The following is a 25,523-nucleotide window of genomic DNA, read 5'->3' as shown; positions in this document are numbered from 1 at the left end:
GGCAATGCCCTAGGATGCCAAGGTCAAGAAGCGCCTTCGGCGGTCTTTCGCGCTGGACCCCGGCTCGCATTCCGCTGTCGCTGCATGCGTCCGGGGCGCGAGGGCGGTTAGGCCGCCGGCAGCCGCATCTCCCCCCTCAGCCCGCCGGCCGCAGCCGTGCCGAGGACGAGCCTGCCGCCCGCGCCATCCACCACCTCGCGCACGATGGAGAGGCCGATGCCGGAGCCCTCGCCCGGCGTGCCCGGCACCCGGTAGAAGCGCTCGAACACCTTGTCGCGCTCCTCCGGCGGAATACCCGGCCCGGAATCCTCCACCACCAGCACCGCCTCTTCCGCCGTCCCGTCCACCGTGACGGTGACGGTGCCGCCCTTCGGCGTGTAGCGCAAAGCGTTCTCCACGAGGTTCACCACCGCCTCGCGCATCATGGCGCCATCGCCGCGCGTGACGGCGGGGGCGTTCACGTCGAGGCCGAGGTCGATGTCCCGCTCCACCGCGAGATGGGCGAGCCCCTCCAGTACCTGCCGGGCCGACTGGGCGAGATCGATATCCTCGTCGCGCGGGCGGCGGCTGCCCGGCTCGGCGCGGGACAAGGTGAGGAGCTGGGCGGCGAGGCGGGCGAGGCGGCGGGTGCTCTCCTCGGCGCCCGCCAGCGCCTCGGCCCGCTCGGCGGCCTCCCCCGTGCGGCGGGCGAAGGCTACCTGCGTGGAGAGCAGCGCCAGCGGCGTGCGCAACTGGTGCGCGGCATTGGCGACGAAACGGCGCTGCGCCGCCATCTGCCCGGCGACGCGGCCCATATAGGTGTTGAGCGCGGCCACCAGCGGGCGCAGCTCGCTCTGCACGGCATGGTCCGGCAAAGGGGAGAGATCGTCCCGCCCCTTCTCCATCACCGCCTCGCGCAGGCGCATCAGCGGCGCCAGCCCCCGCCCGAGGCCGATGATGACCAACACGCCAGCCGCCACCAAGAGGATGAGCTGCTGGCCGAAATTGCCCACCCATAATTCCCGCACCATGGCCGCATGTCCGGCAAGCGTGACACCCACCACGACCGTCACCCGCGCGCCATCGGTGGCGCCAACCAGCGGATAGGACAGGGCCGCGAGCCGGAGGTCGCTGCCGCGATAGCTGCCGGTGAAATGCACCGGCGCGCTCGCCTGCGGCGGCGGCTCGGGCAGCGGCAGATCGGGATAGCCGGTGAGCAGGCGCCCGCCGGCGGTGTCCACCCGGTAGAACACCCGGTCCCGGTGGCCGGTATCGAACATCTCCAGCGCCACAGGCGGGACGATGGCGTCGATGACGCCGCGGTCGATGCGCACATCCTCGGCGATGGCGCGGACAGAGGCGTCGAGGGTGCGGTCGGTGACGAGATCGGCGGTGGCGCTCGCCTGCCGCCAGCTGGTGAAGACGTTCACCGCCACGAGCCCCGCCAGCGGCAGCAGCAGCCACCGCAGGAGCTGGAGGCGGAGGCTATCCATGCGCATGCTGCAACAGATAGCCGAGCCCGCGCAGGGTCACGATCCGCACGTCGGCCCCCTCCAGCTTCTTGCGCAGGCGGTGGACATAAATCTCGATGGCGCTGGGGTCAGCGAGATCGTCGAGGCCGAAGATGCTTTGCGAGAGCTGCGCCTTGCTCACCGTCTGACCGGCCTTGATGAGCAGGGCCTCCAGCACCGCATGCTCGCGCGGGGTCAGCGCCAAAGGCTCGGCGCCGAGGCGGAACAGGCGGGTGTTGGTATCGAAGGCGAGCGTGCCGCAAGTGATGAGCGGGTCCGGCCGGCGCGCCGAGCGGCGCAGCTGCACGCGGATGCGCGCTTCCAGCTCGGCAATATCGAACGGCTTCGCGAGATAGTCGTCCGCCCCCTCGTCCAGCCCCGCCACCCGCCCGTCGAGGCTGGCATTGGCGGTGAGGATGATGACCGGCACCGCATTCGCCCGGCTGCGCAGGCGCTTCAGAAGCTGCATCCCGCCCATGCCGGGCAGGCCGAGGTCGAGGATGACGAGATCGTAGGTCTCCAGCGCCAGCGCCTGGTCCGCCGCCTCCCCGTCATTGAGCACGTCCACGACGAAATTGTCCCGCCGCAGAATCTTGGCGAGCCAGTCGGCAAGCTCGTGATTGTCCTCGACCAGCAGAAGACGCATGAAACGGGAGCCCGGCCGCCCCGGCGGCGACGTCGCAGTCTCGCCGTGCGGCGGGGGGCGATCAAGTGCGCGACAGCAGCATTTCCCGTGTGCACTGCAACACCTTAACCAAGGCGGCGAACGCATCGGAATGGTGGCCGACAACCGCCAGCTAAGCGTTGCGCTGAGGCCGAATCGGGAGGTAACTTCCGCAAGGTTTTCACTCGTCCGTCCTGCAACCAAGCTGCCCCGCCGTTCCGGGAGAGGTGCGCATGTCCCGCCTGCTTGCGACCAGCCTGCTCGCCTCGACCTCTCTGCTGGCGCTCGCGCTGGCCGGCCCGGTGGCCCGTGCCGGTGACTATGTGATCCCCTCGGGCACGGTCGTCGCCGCCCCGGTGGTGGTGAGCACCTCGACGCCCGGCGCGCCCTTCGGCAGCGTCATCAACCAGGGCGGCATCGTCTATTCCGAGACAGCGAAGAATTCGTCCTTCGCGCTGACCGTGGACGCCCCCTCGCTGACGAACGGCATCCTCAATGCCGGTACCATCAGCGTCACGCAATCCCTCACCAAGCTGAGCGTCGCCGCTGGCAGCACCCAGCCCAGCACCAGTGCCGAAACCAAGGGCATCCTGATTTACCCGGCTCCCTCGCCCACCCCGCTGTCCGGCAGCATCGAGAACAGCGGCAGCATCCAGGCGAGCCGCATCATCAATGCCGCTCCGGTCATCGGTAACGGCGACGTCGCCGTCAACGAATATGCCCAAGGCATTCACGTCGCGACGTATTTCGCCGGCGGCATCGTTAACACCAACAGCGGCGTTCTCGACATCTCCAACGATGTCACCGCCGTCTACAGCCCGGTCGCCGGCAATAGCTCGATGACGCTCACCACGAACGTCTCGGCGATCGGGGTGTTGTCGGTGAGCAGCGCCGCGGCAAACAGCATCGACAACGCCGGAACCATATCCGTCCGGGCGCGCGGGGCCATCACCGAGAAACTGGTGACATCCTCGGCTGCCTGGCTGCTGGCGGCCGCCACCGCCCGCGCCATCGGCGTCCAGATGAGCCAGCTCGGCGCCAACATGCCGCCCGGCGTCTCGGGTGCCACGCTGGCGAACTCCGGCATCATCGATGTGGTGGCCTCCATCACCCACACCACCAACTTCACGGTCGCCACCACCCTGAACATCCACCCGGCGCGGCTGGTGGAATCGAGCGCGGTCGTACTCGCCTCGGGGATCAGCACCACCGAGGCGCAGATCACGAGTTTTCAGAACACCGGCACCATTACCGTCGAAGGCTCGGCCCTGAGCGTCTCGAAGGCGAGCGCCGCCGCCTACAACACCGCGGCCCTGCTCAACTACAACGATCCCAAGACCCCGCAGACCAACCCGGAAATGGGTTCGGTGGGCGGCTCGGTGACGGCCTATGGCGTCTCCTTCGCCAACGGCAGCCTGGGCGATCTCACCAACAGCGGCAGCATCGACGTGACCGGCGTGGCCGATACCACCACGAGCGCGTCCGCCTCCGCACTCGACAAGACCCGCGTCGCGCAGCAGAATTTCGCGGCCGTCGCCCTCACCGGCATCAATGTGGCCGTCGACACCCTCACCGGCCCCATCGTGAACAGCGGCGTGGTGAACCTCTCGGCCACGGCCTCGCTCCAGAGCCAGTCGACAGCCAGCTCCGACGGAGCGCCGACGAAGAAGAAGGCCGAGGTGGCGGCGAGCGGCTATCTCTACACCCACCTCGCCGGCATCAGCGTGGTCGCCAGCGGATACGCCGCCAGCGACTACAGCGCCACGGTGCGCAATTCGGGCGTCATCAAGCTGACCTCGAAAGCCACCGGCTCGCAGTCCGGCCTCGCTTTGTCCGAGCGAGAAGCGGAAGCCAACGTCACCTACAGCGCCGGCGCGAACTTCCTCTCCGGCGCCCTGCTCTTCGCCACCAATTCCGCCGCGGGCGTCTATATCAGCGCGCCGAACGTGGCCGAGGTGACAAACTCCGGCGTCATCGACGTCTCCTCCACCTATGCCTCCAACCTTTCCGCCACCGCGGGCGGCGGCAGCAAGACGGCGACGGCAACGGCGACCTCCGGCCCCTCTTCCTTCAACAGCTTCGGCCTCAACATCACCGAAGTGGCGGGCGGCCCCTCCACCGGCACGGTCGCGACCACGGGCATCACCAATTCCGGCACCATCGCCCTCGCCTCCGCCGTGGCGCTGACCAACGTCGCCGCGGCGAACGCAAGTTCCTCCGACGGCGCGGCGGTGGCCTCTGCGCTAAGCCAGTCCACGGCGCTCAGCACCGTGCCCGGGCTCGACGGCGCCATTGCCGCCAGCTACGGCATCTATGCAAGTCTCGACGGGCTTGCCGGCAACCTCACCAATTCCGGCGTGATCTCGGTCGATCAGGCGCTCACCATCACCACCGTCGGCTCTGCCGCCGGCGCGAGCGCACAGGCCACCTCCGTCGCGGACGGGCTGTCGCTGGCCATGGGCATCCTCGCCTTGCCCGGCCAGGTCAGCGGATCGCTGGTGAATTCCGGCGCCATCACCGCCGTTGCCTCCGGCACCTTCGGCGCGGTTGCGAGCACAACGGGGGGAAGTGGCGAGGCCGAGGCGAAGGCGGACGCCACGGGCATCGTGCTCGCCAGCGGCATCGTCGCGTCGACGGACGGACTGGCGGGATTTTCCAACAGCGCGACGGTGCTTTCCCAGGCGAGCGCCACCACCTCGGTCTCCGCCGTCTCCAGCGGCACCGGAGAGGTGAAGACATCGGCCCACGGCGTCGGCTCGGCGCTGGCGCTGGGCGTCATGCTGTCCGGCACACAGAAGATCTCCGGCGACGTCACCAACACCTCCATCATCGGCGCGACCGCGCTGTCCAATGTCACGGCATCTGGCAAGGGCGGCACGGTTTCCAAGGACGCGACGGCCGTCTCCTCCGCCTTCGGCCTCTTCACCGCGGCCGGCGCGGGCATCGGCGGAGATCTCGTCAACACGGGCACCATCGGCGGCAGCGCCACCGCGAACGCCACCGCCAGCGGCGGCACGGCGGATGCCTCCGCCTTCGCCTATGGCCTTGCCCTCGATGCCACCGGCGGCGTGGGCGGCAGCATCATCAATTCCGGCATCGTGGTCGCCACCGCATCGGCCGGCGCCACCGGGGCCAGCACCAGCGCGAAGGCCGTCGCCGTGGGCCTTCAGATCGCCTCCGGCACGGTCGGCGGCGCGCTCGCCAACACTGGCGCCATCGCCGCACAGGCGACGGGCACCGACGCCACCGCCATCGGCATCGCCATCGGCTCCACGATCGACGGCATGGCCCTCGGCGCGGCTCAGGTGACGACCCTCGACACCCTCAAGGTGGACACCGCCCTCGCCACCGCCGGTGCGGTCACGCTCACCGGCGGCCTCGTGAATACGGGCGGCATCACCGCCACCACCGGCGCCACGGGCAGCGCCACCGCCATCAAGGTGGCGGGCGGCAGCAGCATCGGCACGCTGACCAATCGCGGCGGCATCTACGCCATCGAGGGCAATAACGCCGGCATCGCCATCGACCTGACCGGCGAGGGCTCCGCCACCCGCGTCCTGCTGCAGGATGGAACTGTTTTCGGCGACCTCGCGCTCTCCTCCACCTATGCCGACGCCATCACCTGGAGCGGCGGCACGCTAAACGGCGATGTGCTCGGCGGCGGGCTCGGCAGCCTCACGGTGCTGGCCGGGGCGGACACGAGCTTCGTCTATTCCGGCACACTGGAGAGCCTCGTGAGCGTCAGCGTCAGCGGCGACGGCACGCCGGTGAGCCTCGCCTTCATCGGCACGGCGGTGGGCATCGGCACCTTCGCCGTGAAGGATCAGGGCACGCTGATCCTCACCGCCGACAGCGCCATCGAAACCAAGTCCTACACCCAGGCCGCCGGCGGCACAGTGGGCGTCTATCTCTCCCCGCAATGGACCGCCGCGCCCATCGTCGCGACCAACGCGCAGCTCGACGGCACGGTGGCCGTGCTGGGCGCCACTGGTATCCGGGCGAAGACCACGAGCTACGATCTCGTCTCCTCGTCAGACATCTCCGGCTCCTTCGCCGACGTGACCACCCCCAACAGCCTGCTCTCCGCCGCCGTCACCTATGATGCGGACGGGGCGACGCTGGTGCTCACCCGCAACGCCACCACCTCCCTCGCCGGCCTCTCCCTCGCGGGTCGCTCGCTCGCGGCGGGCATCGATCTCAACTACCAGCGGCTCTCGCTCTCCTCGCCGCTGAGCCCGGTGCTGGACAGCTTCTATGTCGGCACCGACGGGCAGGTGGCGAACCTCCTCAACCAGATGTCCGGCGCGCCCTTGGCCGATGCGAAGACGGCCGGCATGGCCACGTTCGGCACCATCAACGGGCAGATCAGCCAGCAGCTCGCCGCCACCCGCGGCACGGGCGCCCTGCCCAGCGGCGGCAGCGCGCTCCTCTCCTATGGCGCGGGCGAGGTGAACCTCTCCGGCAACGCCTATGCCGCGACCGGTTCCGCTTCCGGATCCTCCAGCCCGTGGTCCACGCTCTCGCCGGCCGCAGCAGCAACGCCGCAGAACGGCGTATGGCTGCGGCCGTTCGGCAACTGGGGCAGCACTGACACCGGCAATGGCACGGTCTCCAGCTCCGGCGGCGGCGTGCTCGGCGGCATCGAGCGGGCGTTCGGCGACGATGCGCGCGGCGGCGCCGTCTTCAGCTACCAGACGGCCAACCTGGGCTTCACCACCCCGGCCTCGGGCTCGGTGGACCAGTGGACCGCCTCGCTCTATGCGGAAAAGCAGTGGGGCGCCTTCTACGCCAATCTGTTCGGCACCTACGGCTACCAGACCTACGACATGAGCCGCTCCATCGCGTACGGCGGCACGCTCTTCACCGCGCGCTCGAACTTTTCGGGCAATGCGGGCGCAGTGGTGGGCGAGGCGGGCTATGATTATGCCTATGCCCCCGGCGCCAAGCTTGAGCCCTATCTGCGCCTCGCCTATGCGGCGCTGGGCACCGACACCTTCGCCGAGCGCGGGGCCGGCGTGTTCAACCTGAACGTTGCCGCAGACACCACCCAGTCGCTGCAATCCACCCTCGGCCTGCGCGTCATCCAACCTCTGTCGCTCTCGACCCTGCCGGTGACGCTGCGGCTGGAGGCGGGCTGGCAGCACGAATATCTCGACACGGGCGCGAGCCTCGGCGCCGCCTTCCTGTCCGACAGCACCATCGCCTTCAACATCCTGTCGGGCGGGCCGAGCGATATGGCGCTGGCGGCGGCGGGCCTCTCCTTCGCGCTCACGACCAATATCGACGGCTACCTCGAATATCGCGGCAGCTTCGGCGACGGCTATTCCAACAGCACGGCCTCCGCACAGCTTCGACTGCGGTTCTGAAGCATGGTCGCGGATCGCGGCGGGCCGCTGCCGACGCCGGAGCGGGCGTGGGAACTCTACCGCGCCGGCGACCTGAGCGGGGCGGAGGCGGTGGCGCGGGCCATCGTCCAGCGCGCCGTTCTGGGCGAGCCGGCGGCATTGGGCGAGGCGGCGCACCTCGTCGGCGTCATCCTCGCGCAGACTGGGCGCACGGAAGAGGCCGTCAGCTTCATGGCGCGGGCGGCCGACGCCGATCCCGGCCGGGCCTCCTACCACAGCAACCTGTGCGAGATGCGCCGCCAGACCGGCGACCGGGCCGGCGCCATCGCCGCCGGGCGCGCGGCGGTGGCGGCCGATCCCGCCTATGCGGCCGGGCACAACAATCTCGGCATCGCCTTGTTCGAGACCGGGGCGCTGGAAGAAGCCCTCGCCTGCTATGGCCGGGCCATCGGCCTGCGCCCCACCTTCGCCGAGGCCCACAACAACCTCGGCAACGCTCTGCGTGCCAAGGGCCTGCCGGGCGAGGCCATCGCCGCCTTCCGTGCCGCCCTGGCCCAGCGCGGGCATTATCCGGAAGCCTGGAACAACCTCGGCAACGTGCTGCGCGAGACGGGCGATTTCCGCGAGGCGGACGCCGCCTTCCACACCGCCATCGCCCAGCGGCGGGACTATGTGGAGCCCTACAATTCCCTCGCCCTCTCCCTGTTCGCGCAGGAGCGCAGCGAGGAGGCCTTCGCGGTGCTGGCGCTGGCCATTTCGGCGGCGCCCGAGCGGCCGGAGCCTGCCTTCTATCTGGCGCAAGGCCTGCTCAACGAGCGCAAGGCGGAGGGCGCGCGCTCGGCCTGCCAGCGGGCGCTGCGCGCCAACCCGCACCATGTGCCGACGCTGGTCCTCCTCGCCCGCATCCTGCGCGATCTGGAGCGCGGCGACGAGGCGATGGACGCGGCCCGCCGGGCGCTGGCCCTCGCCCCCGATGATCTCGACGCGCTGAACGTGCTCGGCCTGCTGCTGATGGAAACCGGCGACCTGCGCGGCGCCTGCGCCCTGTTCGAGCGGGCGCTGGCGAACGATCCCGCCTCGGTCAACAGCCGCATCAACCTCGTCGCGGCCCGCAAGGTGCGGCCGGACGAGGATATGGTGACGGCGCTGGAGAGTGCACTCTCAGCCGAGACCGGCGAAGCCGAGCGCATCCCGCTCCATTATGCCCTCGGCAAGGCCTATGACGACCTCGGCCGCCACGCCGAGGCCATGGACCAGTTCATCGCCGGCGCCCGGCTGAAGCGCGCGCAGCTGACCTATGACGAGCCCGCCGCGCTCGCCACCTTCGACCGCATCCGCGCCATCTTCACCCCCGCCTTCCTCGCCGAGCGGGCGGGCATGGGGGATGCGCACGCGCGGCCGATCTTCATCGTCGGCATGCCGCGCTCGGGCAGCACGCTGGTGGAGCAGATTCTCGCCAGCCATCCCGCCATCCAGGGTGGCGGCGAGATGGACCTGTTCCACCGCGCGGTGAACCGCATCGACCAGGCCTTCGGCGGCATGGTCCATTATCCCGAGCTGATGCATCTCATCGAGCGGCCGGAGATGGCCGAGATCACCTCCGCCTATCTCGACGCCCTCCCCGCCCGCGCGCCCGGCAAGCGGCTGGTGGCGGACAAGATGCTGAACAACTACTTCTACCTCGGCCTCATCCACATCCTGTTCCCGCGCGCCGTCATCATCCATTGCCGGCGCGATCCGGTGGACACGGCCATCTCCTGCTTCTCCAAGCTGTTCCGCGACGACCTGCCCTACAGCTACGATTTCGCCGAGCTCGCCCGCCACCATGCCGCCTATGCCGGGCTGATGGCGCACTGGGACGAGGTGCTGCCGGAAGGCACCATCCTGCCCATGGACTACGAGGCGGTGGTGGCCGACATCGAGGGCTCCGCCCGGCGCCTCATCGCCACCTGCGGGGAGGCATGGGACCCGGCCTGCCTGAAATTCCACGAGACGGAGCGGCCGGTGCGCACGGCCAGCATCACCCAGGTGCGCGAGCCGCTCTATGCCACCTCGGTCGGCCGCTGGCGGCGCTACGGACCCGCCATCCAGCCGCTGCTGGATGCGCTGGGGCGCTGAGACTTCAACGTTTGTTCCGGCGCAGGAGCCACATCTGCACCCGCGCGAAAACGCCGGAGGCGAGGCCCTGCAGGCGCGCGATGGCGGCAAGCTGCGCGGTCGGCGCGGAAATGAAGCCCCCGCGCTCGGCGGTGCGGACGAGATGCGCCGCCACCACCTGCGGCGCCAGCGGCTGGCCAGAGCCGGCGAATGGCGCGATGGCGGCGGGACGCCGCGGACGCTCCTGGGCGAGCTGCGGCGTGTCCGTATCCGGCGGCACAGAGACCGTCACGCCGACGCCCGAGCCGGCCAGCTCGATGCGCAGCGCCTCGGCGAATCCGCGCACCGCGAACTTGGAGGCGCAATAGCCGGCATAGCCCGCGACCCCGAACAGCCCGGCGGCGGAGGCGACCAGGGCGATGTGCCCCTGCCCCTCCGTCACCATGGATGGCGCTGCGGAACGCACCAGATTCGCGGTGCCGAGGAAATTGGTCTCCATCTGCGCGTGCGTGGCGCCCACGTCCTGCTCCAGGAAGAAGCCGGGCTCGACGATACCGGCGCTCGCCACAACCCAGAGCGGCGTTCCGTGCGCGGCGAGAAGGGCATCCACCAGCGCGGTACAGGCCGCAAAGTCGCGCACATCGAGCGCGTGCGCGACCACGGCGATTCCCTGCGCTTCCAGTTTCTCCCGCGCCCGGGCGAGGCGCGCCGGATCACGGCCGAGAATCGCAACCGTGCAACCGCGGCTTCCCAGGATTTCCGCAATGCAAAAGCCGATGCCGCTCGACCCGCCGCTGATGATGGCGAGGGGCCGGTGCGTGTGGACCACCCCTGCTGCGACCAAGTGTTCCGACATGAAAAGCTTACCTTGTTACCACATTCCCTTAGGTCGCCGATAACACCGACGGCAGTGAGACACCTTGCAACTGCACGTCCCGACTGCGCAATTTTGCGGAACAACAATGACGTGTTGCAGTACCGCAACGCTCCCTTAAACGTTGTATGGCTAGGTCGCTGTGCAGAGCGAGGGGATGTATAACAGCCCTGCTCCTCCAGCGGCGGGACCGTAGCGCGTCAATGTTGTCGGCAAATAAATTTTTCGCCTCGCTGCTGCTCGCAGCCGCAACTTGCGGCTGCACGGCACTGCCTTCCTCCGGACCGTCCCGCGTCGAGATCGAGATGGCGCAGCCATCCGACGACCAGCGGTATCTGCTGGTAGACGTCGACGACCGCACCCTTTCGCTTCTGGCGCAGGAGCGCCCCGCCACCTTGGGCGGCCGCTTCGGCGATTATCGTCCCCCCACCCGCTACGTGGTCGGCGTCGGCGACGTCATCTCCGTCACCATCTGGGAGGCGGCGGCCGGCGGCCTGTTCTCCGGCCCGGTCATCGACCGGCTCGGCACCGGCTCGCGCAGCGCGGCCATCCCCGAACAGCAGGTGGCGCAGGACGGCTCCATCACCGTGCCCTATGCCGGGCGCATCCCGGTGGCCGGGCGCACCACGGCGCAGATCGAGGCCGCAGTTGTCGAAAAGCTGAGCGGCAAGGCCATCGAGCCGCAGGTGGTCGTGGTGGTCACGCGCAGCGTCAGCAACGCCGCGACCGTGCTCGGCGAGGCAACCACCGGCGCCATCGTCCCGCTCTCCCCGCGTGGCGATCGCGTGATGGACGTGATCGCGGCGGCCGGCGGCATCAAGATTCCCGCCCATGAGGTGTTCGTGCGCCTCAGCCGCGGCGGCAACACCGTGACCGTACCCATGCAGGCGCTGCTCAACGATCCCAAGGAGGACGTCTACGTCCGTCCGCTGGACAAGATCGTGCTGATCCGCGACCCCCAGACCTTCACCGTGTTCGGCGCCGCCGGAAATCCGACCATCGTGCCGTTCGACGCGGTGGGCATCACGCTGGAAGAAGCGGTCGCCCGGGTCGGCGGCCTGATCGATTCCCGTGCCGATCCGTCCGGCGTCTACCTGATGCGCATCGAGCCGGCGCGCTTCGCCGCCCGCCTGCGGCCGGATTCCCAGCCCTTGGAGAGCAACGGCTATGTCCGCGTGATCTACCGCTGGAACATGCGCGATCCGAACTTCGTCTTCCTCGCCCGCAGCTTCAACATCCGCAACAAGGATGCGATCTACGTCGCCAACGCGCCGCTGGCGGACCTGCAGAAGGTCACCTCGCTGTTCAACTCCGTAGCCCAGCCCGTGGTCAGCACGGTCTCGGTGGCGGCGCAATAGGGCCGGCATGGTCTCCCCGGCGCATGCAACCCGGGAGAGCGGGCACCTGGACCGGCAGAATGGCTCCATTTTGTCCCGCGGGATGCTGCACGTCCGACCCGGACCGGCGCTGAAGACCCTTGTGAAGCGATTGGCACCGGGGCTGCAGCGGCGCGAAACCGCCGTTGCAGCCCCGCGTACCGGCTTGGTCCAGCCGCAGCCCGAAAGCGCCCTAGACCGGACGACAATCCTTCAGGCGCGGCTATCGCGCGGTCAGTTCGCCGCCCTGGGCTTCCTCGTCGGCGTTTTCGTGCCCACGCTGATCGCATTTGCCTATCTGTCGATCTTCGCGGTGCCGCAGTTCCTGTCGGAGGCGCGCCTCGTCGTCCGGGGGAACCTCGAGCAGGTGGCCGGCGGTGGTTCTCCGATCGGCGGCGTTCCGCAAGTTCCGAACAGTCAGGAAGCACAGGTTATCGTTGACTACCTGCGCAGCCGCACCCTGGTCGGCATCCTGCAGCAGCAGATGGATCTGCGCCGCATCTTCGCCTCCGCCGACCATGATCCCATATTCGGCCTGTCCCGTACGGCCAGCGAGGATCAGCTCGTCACTTACTGGAACCGGCAGGTCAAGGTGGCGCTCGAATCAACCTCGGGCGTCATCACCGTGAAGGTGAGCGCCTTCAGTCCCCAGAGCGCTGCCATGTTGGCCGCAGCCGTCATCCGGCAGGCCGAACAGGCTGCCAATGACCTCACCATCCGCAATCGCGGCGACCGGGTCGTCCAGGCTGGTATCGAGGAGCGCGCCGCATTCACGGATCTGGCTGTCGTGCGCAGCGAACTCGAAGCCTTCAGGAACACCCAGGGTACCCTCGACCCCCTGCGCAGCGCCGTTCAATCCTATTCCGTGATCGCCCGCCTCAGGGACCAGCGGTCCGAGATCAATACCGACCTCAGTGCGGCTCGTATGCGCCTCGATGAGAACTCGCCGGTCGTGCGAGCCCTCAAGGAGCGGCTCAGGACGGTCGATGAGCAGATTAAGACGCTCGATTCCGAACTCCTGGGTTCCTCGTCCAGTGACGCCGGATCGACGGCGAACCTAATCGCCGGAGCTGAACTGGAGGTGCACCGCCGCTTGGCTGAGCAACGGCTTCGGCAGGCGGAACTGGAACTTATGGAAGCGCGGACCCAGGAAGCCCAGAAGCAGGTCTATATCCTGACATTCATGGCCCCCACCATGCCGGACGAGAAAATCTTCCCCTCGCCCCTGCTCCAGGCCAGCATCGTGTTCGCTGTCCTCGCCACGGCCTGGGCCGTGATTTCGCTCTACGTCGGCAGCATCTACGCCCGCACCCGGTGAGCCCTCTGCCAGTCCCGCCCGGCCGGATGGGACGATCAGGTTCCTGGCGGATCCGCCGATATCACCTCTGCGGGCGCTTCCTCAACGACGTCATCGGCGCGCCGAAAAGCGTCGCCGACGTCGGCATAGACCTCGGCATCCATGGCCAGAAGCTCCTGGGCGCTCGGCCAGTCGCGCACCAGATCGGCGAGTTCCCCCACCTGGCGTGACCAGACGAGCTGTGGAGGCGGCGGCAGGGCCACTCCCAACACGGCAGCGAGCGTCTCCCAATAGACATCGACCTCGTCAGAATGACCCACCACATCTATTTCCGACAGCGTCTGCAGAGCCTTTTCGACGGCTGACGGCTCCAGCTGATCGTCTGATGTCAGACATGTCAGCAAGCGCGTGAGAGGGCTGACCAAGAGCTTGCGCTGGGCCGATGTCAGGGTCCCGAGCCAGGTCTCCAGGTCGCTCATCTCCTCGACCGTCGCACCCGCCAGGCTGTCGAGCAGCGGACGCATGGCCTCCGTGAGCACGGAATAGGCAAGGTTGGGAGTCTTTACCGCCCAACGCAGCACGAGCAATTGTTCGGCAAGCTCCTCGAACGGATCGCGGATCAGCACCGAGCAGGTGAAATTGACATGCCGGAGCAATGGCTCGTAGGAGCGGAAGAAGAGCCTGCCGGTGCAATAGACCGATGACGAGAAGGGCAGCGCGATGATTGATCGCGCGGCCTCCTCGGGCGTCCGTTCCAGCCGTGTGAACACCATGTGGAACAGGTTCTGCAGCGGCTCGTTGAGCGCCGCTTGCGGCAACAGACGGGTTTCAAGCCGGAACAGCTTGCCCTCGGCAGTCGCGCTCTTCGGACGGCGGCGATAGATGCGGACGTTTGTGGCCTCGTCATGCAACTCCACATCGGGAATCTGCGCGAGCCCCGGAACATGCTGCTCGTCGATGTAGAAACCGCAGATGCCCGTGTCATGCAGCCCATGCTCACGTAACAGAGGCCGCAACACGGTCGCCGGGACAACGCGGCGCATTTCGCCCCCGGTGAAGATCTTCACATGGGGCGTGGCCGAAGGATGGTCGGGCATGATCCATCCCACGATGTGGGTACCGGCATCCTCGTCGATGCTGAAGCGCAAAATTCCACTCCGGATTGGACGTACCGCGCGGAAGACCGCGCCCTTCAGCGGCGATGATCGCGAACGACTGCGACAAGAATCATGACGTTGATCCAGATAATCCCGCAGAAGACGAACACGAAGAAGCCGGTCTGCCACCAGATCGGGCCGGCCGACGTTTCCGGCAGGCTTGGCGCGATGTAGACATTGATGAACGTGCTCTGGGCCCGCGCCCGGCGTTCCGCCTCCTGCAGGCCTGCGAGGGTTATGGATTGCAGGGTCTCGGCAAACCGCACATCAAGTTCCGATTCCTCGTACGCGGCGAGCGCCGCCACGGCCGTGCTACTGCCCCCTCCGGAAAGATTCGCCTTGAAGGTGGCGATCTCGCTTTCGATGGCCCGGACCCGGTCCCGCAGGACCCCGAGCGTCGGTCCGTTGGGCACTGAGAGGCGCTCAAGCGCCCGGATCTCCCGGTCCGCAGCGATACGCTCCTGCTCAAGCCGGAGCAGGCTGATGCTCAAGGCATCCGCGGCCTGGGCGGGATCGACGGCCCGACGCTTGAGGCGCCATTGCTGCTGCCGCACCAGAGCCTCGGTATAGCGCTTCGTCGCGGCATCGAGCTGTTCCTTCGCGCGGAGAACCGCATCCATCCGCGACTGCGCCGCGAGCTTGTTCAGAACACCCTCGCCGTCCAGGAGAATACGGGCCGCCAAAGTTTGCGCGGCCTCCGGGCTGAACGCCTGGACGCGCAGCAGCACGACTTCCGACCGCCGGTCGACCGTCGCGGTAATATGCTTGCCCCAATAGCGCGCCAATTGCTCCACAGTTGCGTTGCTCCGGAGGGCCGACCAGAAATCGATATCCGGGCCGGTGAAGAACTGCCGCAGCCATCCATCAGCGTCGAGCTTCGCCACATAGTCGAGGCTCGTGACGTAATTGGCGAAAACAAACGGTCCCTGTGCCCGCGAGGCCCCGCCCAGGCCGCCGAGAAGCGCCGATAGGCCGCGCGCGACACTCGCGGCCGCCCCCTTCGCCTCATTGGTGTCCAGGCCATCATAGACCGGCGTGCCAAGGGATTCCCGAATGGCAAGCCGCGCCTCAGAGACGTAGACCGGACTGGCGATGATCGTGCAGTAGACCATGCTCGCCGCGGCTGGAACGATGACCATCACGAGGAAGGTCAGGCGCAGCAGCGCAAACCACCGCGACGAGGCCGTGGCCCCGCTACCATACGTCCGTGGAAGTCTACGCCAGCGCAGCCCAGGCTTGATAAACGGGCGCACCGCGAGGGCCCGGCTGCGCTCGATCAGCGCCCGGATCGGCGGTGCGGCAGGCAATCCAGCCATCCTTACCTCGCCCTGAGCACCACAACGTCCTGAAAGTCATGCAGCGCTCCGGTCCCAATATCCACGAGGTCGAAGTGCCGTGTCCATTCTGCCCTTATGTAAGGCTCGGAGATGAATGTGATGCCGTAGTCATACGTGGCGCTCGACAAGTGCCCGCTCTGGCGAATGAATCCATAGCAGGGTCCGTTTGCGAACCGGCGTTCCACCTCCTCGAGGCTGGGACGCGGGATGCACAGCATATCGAAAATCATCTCCTCGCCGAGTGCCCGATCCAGAGCGCGCTGGCCATGGATCGACAACATCAGGATGGCCCCGGGCGCGCACACCCTGGCCAGTTCGCCCAGATAGAAGCGGTGATCCGCTTCGGCAAGGTGGCTGAAGACGGAGATGGAAATCACAGCGTCGAAACTGTTGTCGGCGAGCGGCAATCGCTGGCGCGGCTCGGTCTTGATGGCCTTCACATGCCCAAGGTGGCCGTTCAGCCAGGCAACCAGATCGGCATCGATATCCACGCCCACATAGGTTCCCCGGAACCCATGAAACATCCGCGCAATACGACCCGCGCCGACGCCGAAATCCAGAACCGCACGGAAATCCTTCAGGGGAACCGGGCTCAGGGCGCTGAGCGAACGCAGGAAATGCACGCCATGGCTGGCGAAACCGAACGGATCGGTCAATCCGGAGGTCCGGTACATCAAAGGCTCCGGAGGGCACGGGGCGATGGTGCCCTCTGGCGCCCAGATACCATCGACGGGGAGGTTGAGGGCAAGCCAGCTTTCCAGATCGCCGTTGATGCCTTCGCTGCTCGGCGAACCCGCCGCGACCCTGTCGCCCTCAATCGAGATAGTCATGTGGCTTGCCTCTTTGCCTGGACGCTCTCGTAGAAGCGCACAACGTCGGCGGCCATATGGCGTGACGTGCGTTCATATTGCGTCAAGGCACTCATTGCCCGCGCCAGCCCCGGCTCCGCGGCAAAGCGGCCGATGACGCGGGTCAGAGCCGCGTCCGAACCTTGGGTGAACCCGAATCCGTTGCGCCCCTCCTCGATGAACTCGTTCATTCCCTCGACGTCCGAGATCACTACCGGCGTGTGCGTGGCGAGCGCCTGGAGAAGGATCAGCGGACTGTTCTCGACCCAGGTCGATGGGATGACGAGCACATCCATGGCGGCAAGCACCTCGGCGGTCCGCTCGACTGGAAATGTCCCGCGAAAGACGACCTCCAAGCCCTCTGCGAGCTGTCGAACCTCGCGCGCATAGGCGGGGTCCATGGTCTCGTCGCCATAGACGTCCAGTGAAAACTGCTTGGAATCAAGGCGCCTCATGGCGCACAAAAGGAGGTGGAGCCCCTTGTGCCGGGCCAGTTGGCCAATGAAGCCAAGCCGAGTGCGGCCGGATGGGCCTGGGGGCTTGTCCGAGCGGTCGATATCGATCCCAAAGCGGCTAAGCTCCAGCGGCACCTTGAGGCCGCTGGCCCGGTAAGCGTTCATCAGGAAACGGGTCGGCGTCAGCGCCCCCGCGTAGGCCCCATAGGCAGCCGAGAGGTGCCCCGGCCGCTCCTTCAATGCCGCGACGTTGGCGCGCCAGTTCGCGGGAGCAAGGCGAGGCATCCGAGCCACCGTCTCTGAAACGGCTATGCGCGCGATGCGGCGCCCAAAACCCGCCCGCGCTCCATCATGCGAGAAATAGGCGCAGGCCACGCAATTGGAGCGGCTGCGGTTCGGTCCAGCACAGCGCATGCCGTCCACCGTGCTCAGCTTGTTGTTGAAGCAAAAGCCGAAAAAGTCCGTGAAGGTGGCAACGACTGGCTTCCCCGTGCCTCTCGCGACATCAAGCAAGGCGGATGTGTGATTGAGCAGGTGACACACATGGATGATGTCCGGCTGGATCTCATCCAGGAGCGTACGGTGTACCGTGGCCAGGTCGGGCAGGTGAAAAGTGTCCCGCAGTCCCCGATCTGGAAAACGATTGCGATCGAACCGGATCACTCTGACGGCATCGATCGCGTAACGCTGGATGAAATCCTCTTGCCGCGGCTCCCCCGCAAAGGTCGCCGTGACGACCACCGGCTCATGGCCGAGTGCCAGAAGCTCCCGCGCTAGAGTTCGGGTATAGCTTTCTGTCCCGTAGAAATGTTCTGGGTAGTAGCAATGGACGAATAGGGCGATCCGCATTCCAATTCCAGATCTGCGCGAAGCTCCGCCAGTACAAGATCAATACCCAGATCCAGGTCGATCCTCGGCACCCAGCCGAGACGCTCGCTGGCACGGTGGATGTCGAGCGTGGAGGTGGAGACATCAAAGTGGCGCGGGGCCACGTGCTGCACCTCAAGGGTCCGGTTCAGCTTCTTCTCGAGTTTGCCAATGACCTCTTTGAGCGAGTGCCCCCTGCCCGACCCCACATTGATCGGACCCGTCACCCGCCGCGCGGCTCCCGCCGCGATGAGCGCACTTACGACGTCGTCGAGATGGACGTAATCACGAACGACCTCGCCACTTCCATAGAGCTGCAGCGCCTTCCCGCTCAACGCGGCGCGCGCAAACAGGGTGACTGCGCCGAGGCCCCTGCTCTCATGCTGGCGGGCCCCATAACAGTTGCCGATCCGTACCGACATGCCATCGACGCCGTACAGATCCCGATACATCTCGATGTAACGTTCCACCGTCAGCTTGGAGACGCCATAGGCGCTGATGGGCCGGGTGGGATGATCTTCGCTGATGGGAAGGTGCTCGGGGGTGCCATAGACGCTGCCACCCGACGAAGCGAACACGATACGAAGGCCAGGCACTCCACGTGCCGCCTCCAGCATCCTGACGGTACCCACCACGTTCTCCAGAACGTCCCGCGCGGGGTCGAGCACCGCGGTGGATGGAATGGACGACCAAGCCAGATGATAAAGGGTGGAAACCCCTTTCAGCAGGTCTCCCCAGCCATCGAAGGTGGCAAGGTCGACGCTCTTCCAAGACACGCCTCGCACGTTCGGCGCGTCCGCCACGCTTCGCGATGTGGCGATGATCTGGGTTTCACGTCTTGCAAGTTCCTGACACAGCCGGCGGCCGATCAGCCCCCCGCCTCCTACAACCAATGCCCCCATCACTGCCTCGCGGCGAGGCGCACCGCGCCTCGCAAATCGTGCGGAACGAAACGCTCCGACAACGCTAGTCCAGATGGGCGGACAGCAGAACCCGCGTGCGTCAGCCGCAGCTCTTCCCTCATCGACCCGCTGCCTTTTCACAACATTAGCGGGCACCACCACCACCCGCAACTCACAAAATCACCCACCAGGGTAAAGAGCGGGTAAAGCTACGCGCGGAGGGTAACTCGGCTGGCTTGAAGCGCTTCCGCATACACGGTGCCATAGGCTTCGACCATGGTTTCGACGGCGAAGACGCCCGCCCTTTCACGGTTTCGGGCACCAAGCGCATCGACCTCCGCAGGATCGTTCAGCAGCCGAAGCAGGATGTCGGCGAGTTCGGACCTGTCGGCACCAAGGGTCTGTGAGCCGCCGAGGATTTCCGGCAACGCGCCCACCTTAAAGCCGGCCACCGCATGCCCCATCGCCATGGCGAAGGGAGAGACCTGTCCAAAGCTCTCTCGCACAACGGGGGCTACGAAAATCCGGAACCGGCTGTAGATCTCTGGCAGGTCCCCATAGGGAACCGTGCCGGTGAACTCGAAATTCTGGCGAACGCCAGCATCAATGACACGACGGAGGAAAACCGGGAGTAGATCGCCGTTGCCGACGACGAGGATACGGGTGCGCGGCCGTCTGCGGGCGACGTCGATCATCGGGTCAAGGGAGTCTTCGCTCAGTTTGTCCCGGGTCAGCCGGTACACCATGCCGATCGTATCTTCCGCTTCTGGCGCGAAACGGCGGGGCGCGAAACGATCGAGATCAATGCCTGGATGAATCACCTTCCCATTGGTCACGTCTGGAGCGAAGGTGGCGCGGATATAATTCGACACGAAGAGATACTGCCCCACCCGCGGATCACGCAGCGGCTCGACGGGCGTGTTCACGTTCTGGACGAGGGCAGCCTGCGTCGCGCGGGCCGCGGCCAGCGCGCTGAGATACCAGGGCCGATCGCTCTCGCCCCAATAATGAATGTGGATGATGTCAGGCTGCACCCGCGCGTAGGCCGCGGCAAAATCCTCCGCCGGCGATCCGAGCGGGACGACATCCACCTCCATCCCCTCGTGCCGGCCATGGGGCGGCAGGGCAGCGGTGACAACCCGCATGTCGAACCGGTGGCCGAGCCTTTCCATCAGGTCCACGACAAGCTGGGTTGAGCCGCCCACGAAAACATTCGGGATGACATGCAGCACCCGGGGCCGGTCAGGCAGGGCGGGTTGTTGCAGGCGCACGCGATAGACGACGGACCGCTGTCCGAAGACCAGACGGGAAAAGTCCCGCATCAGGTTCCGGCCGGCCTTCCCCCAGCGGACTTGCGGCTGCCAGTGGCCCGCTTCATCCCGCCGCAGTTCCGTTCCCGTGGCAACGGCGAGCGTGCCCATCTCCTTCAGGAAGGCAAGGGAAGGCCCCGGCTCGAAGATAAGCGTTCCGAGCCGCGCCAGCGGCAGCGGCAGGACCGGCGTCCGCTCCTGCCGGGCCTGCAATTGCTCAATCAAGTGCAAGAGCTGGTCAGAACGGACCTGCATGTCGGCCAGCTGCTGTCGGAGGTCGGCAATCTCTTTCGCGAGGCGGCCCGCTTCTGCTGCCGCAGCCTCGCCCTCCTGACCGGCCACGGTCGCTGGTACTCCTGTGGCAAGATCCATGGCGGCGGGCGGAACGGACAGGCATGGTTTCATAGCAGACGACGGGGTCCGATCGGTATGGCAATGTGTTTGGCGCGGGCAGCATCGCGGGGGAGCGACCTCGCAGGCGCGACATCCTATGGCACCGCTGGAGCACGCGCGCCCCATAAGGTAAGATAGACATGGCAAGCATCGGAATGCTAGTAGCGGCTCTGAAGCGCACTTGAAAGTTGAAGCTCCGACGGAGCGTTACCAGAGGGAGGAAGAGGCGGTGAGCCAACCCGTCTCGCCTACACAGAATTTATCTGTACGCGACGAGCTGACCGAATCGCTGGTGAAGCGCAATGCGCGGGTACGCGAGGAGTTGCGCCAGCGGGCTCGCGAGGCACGAAGGCGACAGCCTGTGGTGCGGCGGGCGGATGCTGGCTTCTGGGGCATCGAGGCGCTTGCCGCCATCCCCCAGCGACTGCCCCTGTGGCCGAGCTTCATCGTCCTCGTGCTTGTACCCACACTGCTCGCCAGCATCTATTTCGTCTTTATCGCCTCGCGACAGTACGTCTCGGAGGCGCGATTTGCGGTGCGCACCTCGGAGCATTCCGGGCTGGAGGGAATCGGCGGATTGTCCGCCCTGCAAGGACTGGCCGAGGTTCAGGATTCGCTGATCATCTCCAACTTCGTGAAAAGCCTCGCCATGGTGGAGGCACTCGACGAGAAGGTCGGCCTGCGCCAATTGCTATCCAAGCCGGACATCGACTGGTTTTCCCGCTTCAATCCGTCTCGTCCTGTGGAGCGTTTGGAGCGCGCCTGGCGGGCACAGATGGACACCAGCATCGAGGGTACGTCCGGCATCATCACGGTGCGCGTCTGGGCATTCAGTCCCGAGGATACGCTTCGCATCACCCGGGCCATCGTGAGCCTGTCGGAAGACATGGTGAACAAGCTCGGAGAGCGCACCCGGAAGGACGCCATCGCCCAGAACCAAGCGGAATTGGAACGGGCGCAGGAGCGGCTGCGCAAGGCGCGTGCCGCCATGCGCGACCTGCGCAACGAGGTCGGCGTCATAGATCCGGTGCGGACCAATGAAGGTGTAGACAAGCTCATCAGCGAGCTTGAGAGCGACCTTACGCTCGTGGACCAGCAGATCGGCACCGCGCGGCGTACCCTGAGTCCCGACGCGCCGCAGTTCACCCTGCTGGATGCACGGCGCCAGGCGATCAAGGACAACATCACGACGCTGAAGGCGCGGCTGACCACCCGCACCGGTGCCGCCGGCGATACGCTCTCTGCCGTCATGACCCGCTACGACACGCTGGAGCTGGAGCGGCAGATCGCCGAACGTCAGTACACGACCGCCGCCGAGGCGCTGGAGCAGGCGCGGGTGAACGCGGAACGTCGCGGCATGTATCTGGCGGCCTTCGTCAATCCGGTTCTCGCCCAGGAGGCCGACTACCCCAACCGCTTCTGGATGCCGGTGGCAGCAGCCGCGCTGTTCTGTGTGATCTGGCTCGTGATCCTCGCCGGGTTCGAGCTGGCGCGCCAGCTGAGGAGCTAGGCGGGACATGATCGTCATCGATCGCCTCACCAAAACCTATTGGACCCACTTTCAGCGCAAGACGGTGTTCTCGAACATCTCGGTTCGCCTCAACTCCAAGCTCAGCTACGGCCTGCTGGGACAGAACGGCGCGGGAAAGTCCACATTCCTCAAGATCATCGCGGGCACCGAGGCGCCCACCTCGGGTCGGGTCTATCGCTCGGTCCGCATGTCGTGGCCGCTGGGGTTCGCGGGCGGCTTCCACCCGATGATGACGGGGCGCGAGAACATCCGCTTCCTCGCCCGCGTCTATGATGCGGACATCACCGAGGTAACCGACTTCGTGGAGGATTTCTCGGAGCTGGGGCGCGACCTCGACCTGCCGGTGAAGACCTATTCCTCGGGCATGACCTCGCGCCTTGCCTTCGCCGTCTCCATGGCCATCGAGTTCGAATTCTATCTGGTGGACGAGATCACCGCGGTGGGCGACGCGCGCTTTCAGCTGAAATGCTCTCGCGCCTTCGCCGAGCGCCGGGCGCGGGCGGGCATGATCATGGCGTCCCATTCCACCGGTACCATCAAGGACTACTGCAATGCCGGGCTGGTCCTGCAACGCGGACGGCTGATGATGTTCGAGGACATCAACGACGCCATCGAGGTCCATCGCCAGCAGATGGAAGCCTGACCATGAGCGAAACGCAGGCCCGCCTGACGCGCTTTGCCGGCGAGAGCTGGTCCACCGCGCTTTCAATGCATGCGCGCGTGGTGGGCGCCCTCGTCATGCGCGACCTTCAGACGCGGTTCGGCTCCGGCTATGCCGGCTTCCTGCTCAGTCTGGTGATGCCCCTCGGTCATCTCGGCATCGCGCTGGCGATCCTGACGGTCATCGGCCGAATCCCCCCCATCGGCGGACGTCCCCTGACCTTCCTGATGACGGGCATCCTGCCTTTCGTGCTATGGTTCTACTGCCACCGCCAGATGATGCTATCGATCCAGCAGAACAAGCCCCTGCTCTATTTCCCCGGAGTCGATTTCTTCGACATCCTTTTTGCGCGAGCGACCGTCGAGATTGCGTCAGGAACGCTGGTGGTGGTCTCAATGATCTCCACGCTCGCCATTTTCGGCTACGATGTGAGCCCGGTTCATCTACCCGGCTTCACCTATGCACTTATAGCGGCTTGGTTCCTTGGCATCGCAACCGGGCTGATCTTTGCCTCCCTTGGGCTCCTTTGGATGCCGCTCATCATGGCTGGCAGCCTTCTGGGGCCGTTGTTCTGGATATCTTCCGGCGTGTTGTATCTTCCAACCAGCTTGCCGGAACGGCTGCAGACGATCCTTCAATATTTTCCGCTATGCCAGATCGTCGACGGCGTGCGCGTCGCCTATTTCGACGAATATCAAAGTTCGTTTTACGATCCTTCCCTTCTTTTTGTTATTGTGCTCGGCATGTCTTTTTTTGGCTTGGCTCTTGTGGTTGTCGCGCGGCGGATCGGATCCGCATAAAAATGAGCACCTCGTAACCAAACATAAATATACACAACGAACGAGGACTTGAATGACCAAGCCAACCTGCATGATCTATTCATTGGCATTCGGCGCGCCAAAGCCAATGCACCGGTTCATATTTTCCAATTGGGCGAGTGCCGACTTTGCCAATTTTCGCCTGTTTACAGACCAGGCGGAGAATTGGCGCAAAATGATTCACCCAGACACATCAAATATTGAAATAATCGACACCCAATTACTGGATTGGTTTCGTGCATTTTTCCCATACTTCCACGTTTCAAGCCATGCAGAGCTGATCGAAAAATACCCGGATTTTTTTCGTGAGCAATTGACTGGGTGGAACGCCTGCTGCCTCAAGCCCCTCTTCACGCGATTTGATCATACCCCGACGCCTGCGATCTGGGGGTGGGTCGATTATGACGTCCTCCTTAACCCCTCTGCGCTACAGCGACACCTCATCGAAAACGAGGACAAAGACCTCCTTATGTTTCCTGAAGGGGGCGGCGTATGGGAGCAGTTCAAGCTTTTCCGCTCCAATGTCGATGTGACGGACTTGTGCCAGCGCATAATCGACGCTCCTCGACCCGACCCTGCTCCGCTCGATGTAATGGTATCCTACCAAATTCGAGGACTTGGCAGCCCAATGGATGATATCGCCCAAAACTTGGTCGCATCACATTGGAAGTATTCTGATTGCGGCGACTTTCCGGAAAATAAATTTGGCGTCATTATTGACAAAAAGATGAAACTAACCAGCGACGATGGACGCGAAATATTATTTTTCATCGCCGACACAGAGACAAAACATTACACGGAAAATGATGTCAAAAAAATAAACGAACAATTGGACAAAGAAATGCAATACAAATTTGATTATGTAACCGCACCTTAGTATCAACACAGGTTTGGCACAAGGCGTCGCCTTGCTATGCCGAATCTCAGGGAACAGATTTAAATGGCGAAGGTCCTGATTGTAGGTGCAGGCTTTGCGGGCGCTGTTCATGCGCGCGAGATTGCTGAAGCTGGCCACTCCGTCGAGGTCATCGACACGCGGCCCCATATCGGCGGCAATTGCTTCGACAGCGTCGATGAGACCGGTGTGCGCATCCACCGCTACGGGCCGCATCTTTTCCACACCTCCAACCAGCGGGTCGTGGACTGGCTCTCGCGCTTCACCGAATGGCTGACCTACGAACATCGCGTCGTCGCCCGCCTTCCGGATGGCCGGCTCGTGCCCATGCCGGTAAATCTCGATACCGTCAACGCGCTGTTCGGCCTCTCACTCTCCACCCCCGAGGAAGTCGCCGCCCAGCTTGCCGCCGTGAGCGTTCCGCGCGATCCGGTGGTGAATGCGGAAGACCACCTCTTCTCCACGATCGGGCCCGAGCTGACCAACCTCTTCTTCCGCCCTTACACCAAGAAGATGTGGGACATGGACCTGACGGAGATGGACGCCGCCGTGGTCCGCCGGCTGCAGATCCGCACCACCCGCGAGGCTGGCTATTTCACCAACGACACCTTCCAGGCCATGCCGAAAGACGGCTACACCGCCATCTTCGAGCGCATCCTTGATCATCCGGCCATCACCGTGAGGCTCGGCGTGCCCTTCAGCCACGCCATGCTGGACGGCTACGATCATTGCTTCAACAGCATGGCGATCGATGAATTCTTCGGCTTCGCCCATGGCGAGTTGCCGTATCGCTCCATTCGCTTCCACACCACCAGCGTTCCGACCGCCGAGGCATCGCCTCACGTCACCATCAATTATACGGATGCCGGCCCCTATACCCGCGAGACGTGGTGGCACAACATTCCGGGCCATCTGGAGGCCTCCGGCCCGCGTGTACTGCGCACCGTCGAAGAGCCGTGCGACTACCACGACAACAATCACGAGCGCTATTATCCGGTGAAGACCCACGATGGCCGCTTCGACCGGCTCTATCGCGAGTACGAGGCCGAGGCGTCCAAGCTGCCCCACGTCACCTTCATCGGCCGCTGCGGCACCTACCAGTATCTGGACATGCACCAGGTCATCAACCAGTCGCTCCTCAGCGCGAGCCGGTGGATCGCCGCGCAGCCGGCATAGGGGTTAGGTTCCTCGCCGACCCGGCGTGCC

Annotated in this window: 18 protein-coding genes; 9 read left to right on the top strand and 9 right to left on the bottom strand. The window is 65.5% G+C overall.

Annotation, left to right across the window (positions count from 1 at the left end; translation table 11 throughout):
- Positions 1-107 precede the first annotated feature (107 nt).
- Together ACE3QW_RS07755 and ACE3QW_RS07750 are read right to left on the bottom strand one after the other, a co-directional pair.
- A complete protein-coding gene (locus ACE3QW_RS07755; RefSeq protein WP_374251067.1) occupies positions 108-1,478 on the bottom strand; it encodes a sensor histidine kinase in 1,371 nt (456 codons plus the stop codon).
- A complete protein-coding gene (locus tag ACE3QW_RS07750; protein ID WP_374251066.1) occupies positions 1,465-2,136 on the bottom strand; it encodes a response regulator in 672 nt (223 codons plus the stop codon). Before ACE3QW_RS07750 ends, ACE3QW_RS07755 begins: the two co-directional genes overlap by 14 nt.
- Before the next feature lie 251 nt (positions 2,137-2,387).
- On the opposite strand from ACE3QW_RS07750, the gene ACE3QW_RS07745 reads away from it, so the two are divergent.
- Together ACE3QW_RS07745 and ACE3QW_RS07740 are read left to right on the top strand one after the other, a co-directional pair.
- Complete coding sequence (locus ACE3QW_RS07745; RefSeq protein ID WP_374251065.1) at positions 2,388-7,520, top strand: autotransporter domain-containing protein; 5,133 nt, start codon at positions 2,388-2,390, stop codon at positions 7,518-7,520.
- Positions 7,521-7,523: 3 nt separating this feature from the next.
- Positions 7,524-9,617, top strand: a complete 2,094-nt coding sequence (locus ACE3QW_RS07740) for a sulfotransferase (protein ID WP_374251064.1) — start codon at positions 7,524-7,526, stop codon at positions 9,615-9,617.
- A gap of 4 nt (positions 9,618-9,621) precedes the next feature.
- Here ACE3QW_RS07740 and ACE3QW_RS07735 read toward each other — a convergent pair whose 3' ends face one another.
- Positions 9,622-10,452 (bottom strand): SDR family NAD(P)-dependent oxidoreductase, encoded by an 831-nt coding sequence (locus ACE3QW_RS07735; protein WP_374251063.1) that lies wholly within the window; start codon positions 10,450-10,452, stop codon positions 9,622-9,624.
- 323 nt (positions 10,453-10,775) lie between these two features.
- Between ACE3QW_RS07735 and ACE3QW_RS07730 the strand changes: the two genes are divergently transcribed.
- Both ACE3QW_RS07730 and ACE3QW_RS07725 read left to right on the top strand, forming a co-directional pair.
- On the top strand, positions 10,776-11,828 hold the full coding sequence (locus ACE3QW_RS07730) for a polysaccharide biosynthesis/export family protein (protein WP_245279385.1): 1,053 nt from the start codon (positions 10,776-10,778) through the stop codon (positions 11,826-11,828).
- A gap of 7 nt (positions 11,829-11,835) precedes the next feature.
- Positions 11,836-13,164 (top strand): hypothetical protein, encoded by a 1,329-nt coding sequence (locus tag ACE3QW_RS07725; RefSeq protein WP_029558226.1) that lies wholly within the window; start codon positions 11,836-11,838, stop codon positions 13,162-13,164.
- A gap of 35 nt (positions 13,165-13,199) precedes the next feature.
- Here the strand turns inward: ACE3QW_RS07725 and ACE3QW_RS07720 are convergent, their stop codons facing one another.
- From ACE3QW_RS07720 to ACE3QW_RS07695, 6 genes are all read right to left on the bottom strand, one after another.
- Positions 13,200-14,291 (bottom strand): hypothetical protein, encoded by a 1,092-nt coding sequence (locus tag ACE3QW_RS07720; protein ID WP_029558225.1) that lies wholly within the window; start codon positions 14,289-14,291, stop codon positions 13,200-13,202.
- Positions 14,292-14,335: 44 nt separating this feature from the next.
- Positions 14,336-15,616: a hypothetical protein gene (locus ACE3QW_RS07715; RefSeq protein WP_374251060.1), complete on the bottom strand. Its 1,281-nt coding sequence runs from the start codon at positions 15,614-15,616 to the stop codon at positions 14,336-14,338.
- Between the two features lie 2 nt (positions 15,617-15,618).
- Positions 15,619-16,467: a class I SAM-dependent methyltransferase gene (locus ACE3QW_RS07710; RefSeq protein ID WP_374251059.1), complete on the bottom strand. Its 849-nt coding sequence runs from the start codon at positions 16,465-16,467 to the stop codon at positions 15,619-15,621.
- Entirely contained in the window at positions 16,464-17,789 is a 1,326-nt protein-coding gene (locus ACE3QW_RS07705; protein WP_374251058.1) for a glycosyltransferase family 4 protein, read from the bottom strand. Before ACE3QW_RS07705 ends, ACE3QW_RS07710 begins: the two co-directional genes overlap by 4 nt.
- Positions 17,714-18,709, bottom strand: coding sequence for an NAD-dependent epimerase/dehydratase family protein (locus tag ACE3QW_RS07700; RefSeq protein WP_051679201.1), 996 nt, complete (start codon positions 18,707-18,709; stop codon positions 17,714-17,716). Before ACE3QW_RS07700 ends, ACE3QW_RS07705 begins: the two co-directional genes overlap by 76 nt.
- Positions 18,710-18,918: 209 nt before the next feature.
- On the bottom strand, positions 18,919-20,361 hold the full coding sequence (locus ACE3QW_RS07695) for a glycosyltransferase family 4 protein (protein WP_374251057.1): 1,443 nt from the start codon (positions 20,359-20,361) through the stop codon (positions 18,919-18,921).
- Between the two features lie 280 nt (positions 20,362-20,641).
- Between ACE3QW_RS07695 and ACE3QW_RS07690 the strand changes: the two genes are divergently transcribed.
- From ACE3QW_RS07690 to ACE3QW_RS07670, 5 genes are all read left to right on the top strand, one after another.
- The gene (locus ACE3QW_RS07690; RefSeq protein ID WP_156026390.1) at positions 20,642-21,922 is read left to right on the top strand and encodes a hypothetical protein; all 1,281 of its coding nucleotides are present in this window, start codon (positions 20,642-20,644) and stop codon (positions 21,920-21,922) included.
- A gap of 7 nt (positions 21,923-21,929) precedes the next feature.
- Complete coding sequence (locus ACE3QW_RS07685) at positions 21,930-22,586, top strand: ABC transporter ATP-binding protein (RefSeq protein ID WP_029558217.1); 657 nt, start codon at positions 21,930-21,932, stop codon at positions 22,584-22,586.
- Positions 22,587-22,588: 2 nt separating this feature from the next.
- Positions 22,589-23,404 carry an ABC transporter permease gene (locus ACE3QW_RS07680; protein ID WP_029558216.1) on the top strand — a complete coding sequence of 272 codons (816 nt, stop codon included), beginning with the start codon at positions 22,589-22,591 and terminating at the stop codon, positions 23,402-23,404.
- A 52-nt stretch (positions 23,405-23,456) separates the two neighbouring features.
- Positions 23,457-24,299 (top strand): hypothetical protein, encoded by an 843-nt coding sequence (locus ACE3QW_RS07675; protein ID WP_374251056.1) that lies wholly within the window; start codon positions 23,457-23,459, stop codon positions 24,297-24,299.
- Between the two features lie 63 nt (positions 24,300-24,362).
- On the top strand, positions 24,363-25,493 hold the full coding sequence (locus ACE3QW_RS07670) for a UDP-galactopyranose mutase (RefSeq protein WP_374251055.1): 1,131 nt from the start codon (positions 24,363-24,365) through the stop codon (positions 25,491-25,493).
- The last annotated feature ends 30 nt before the right edge of the window (positions 25,494-25,523 follow it).

Source organism: Xanthobacter sp. (assembly GCF_041911315.1).
In the GTDB taxonomy this organism is placed as follows: Bacteria; Pseudomonadota; Alphaproteobacteria; order Rhizobiales; family Xanthobacteraceae; genus Xanthobacter; species Xanthobacter aminoxidans.
The sequence above is the reverse complement of the archived record's forward strand: the minus strand, read 5'-3'. Positions and strand labels throughout refer to the sequence as shown.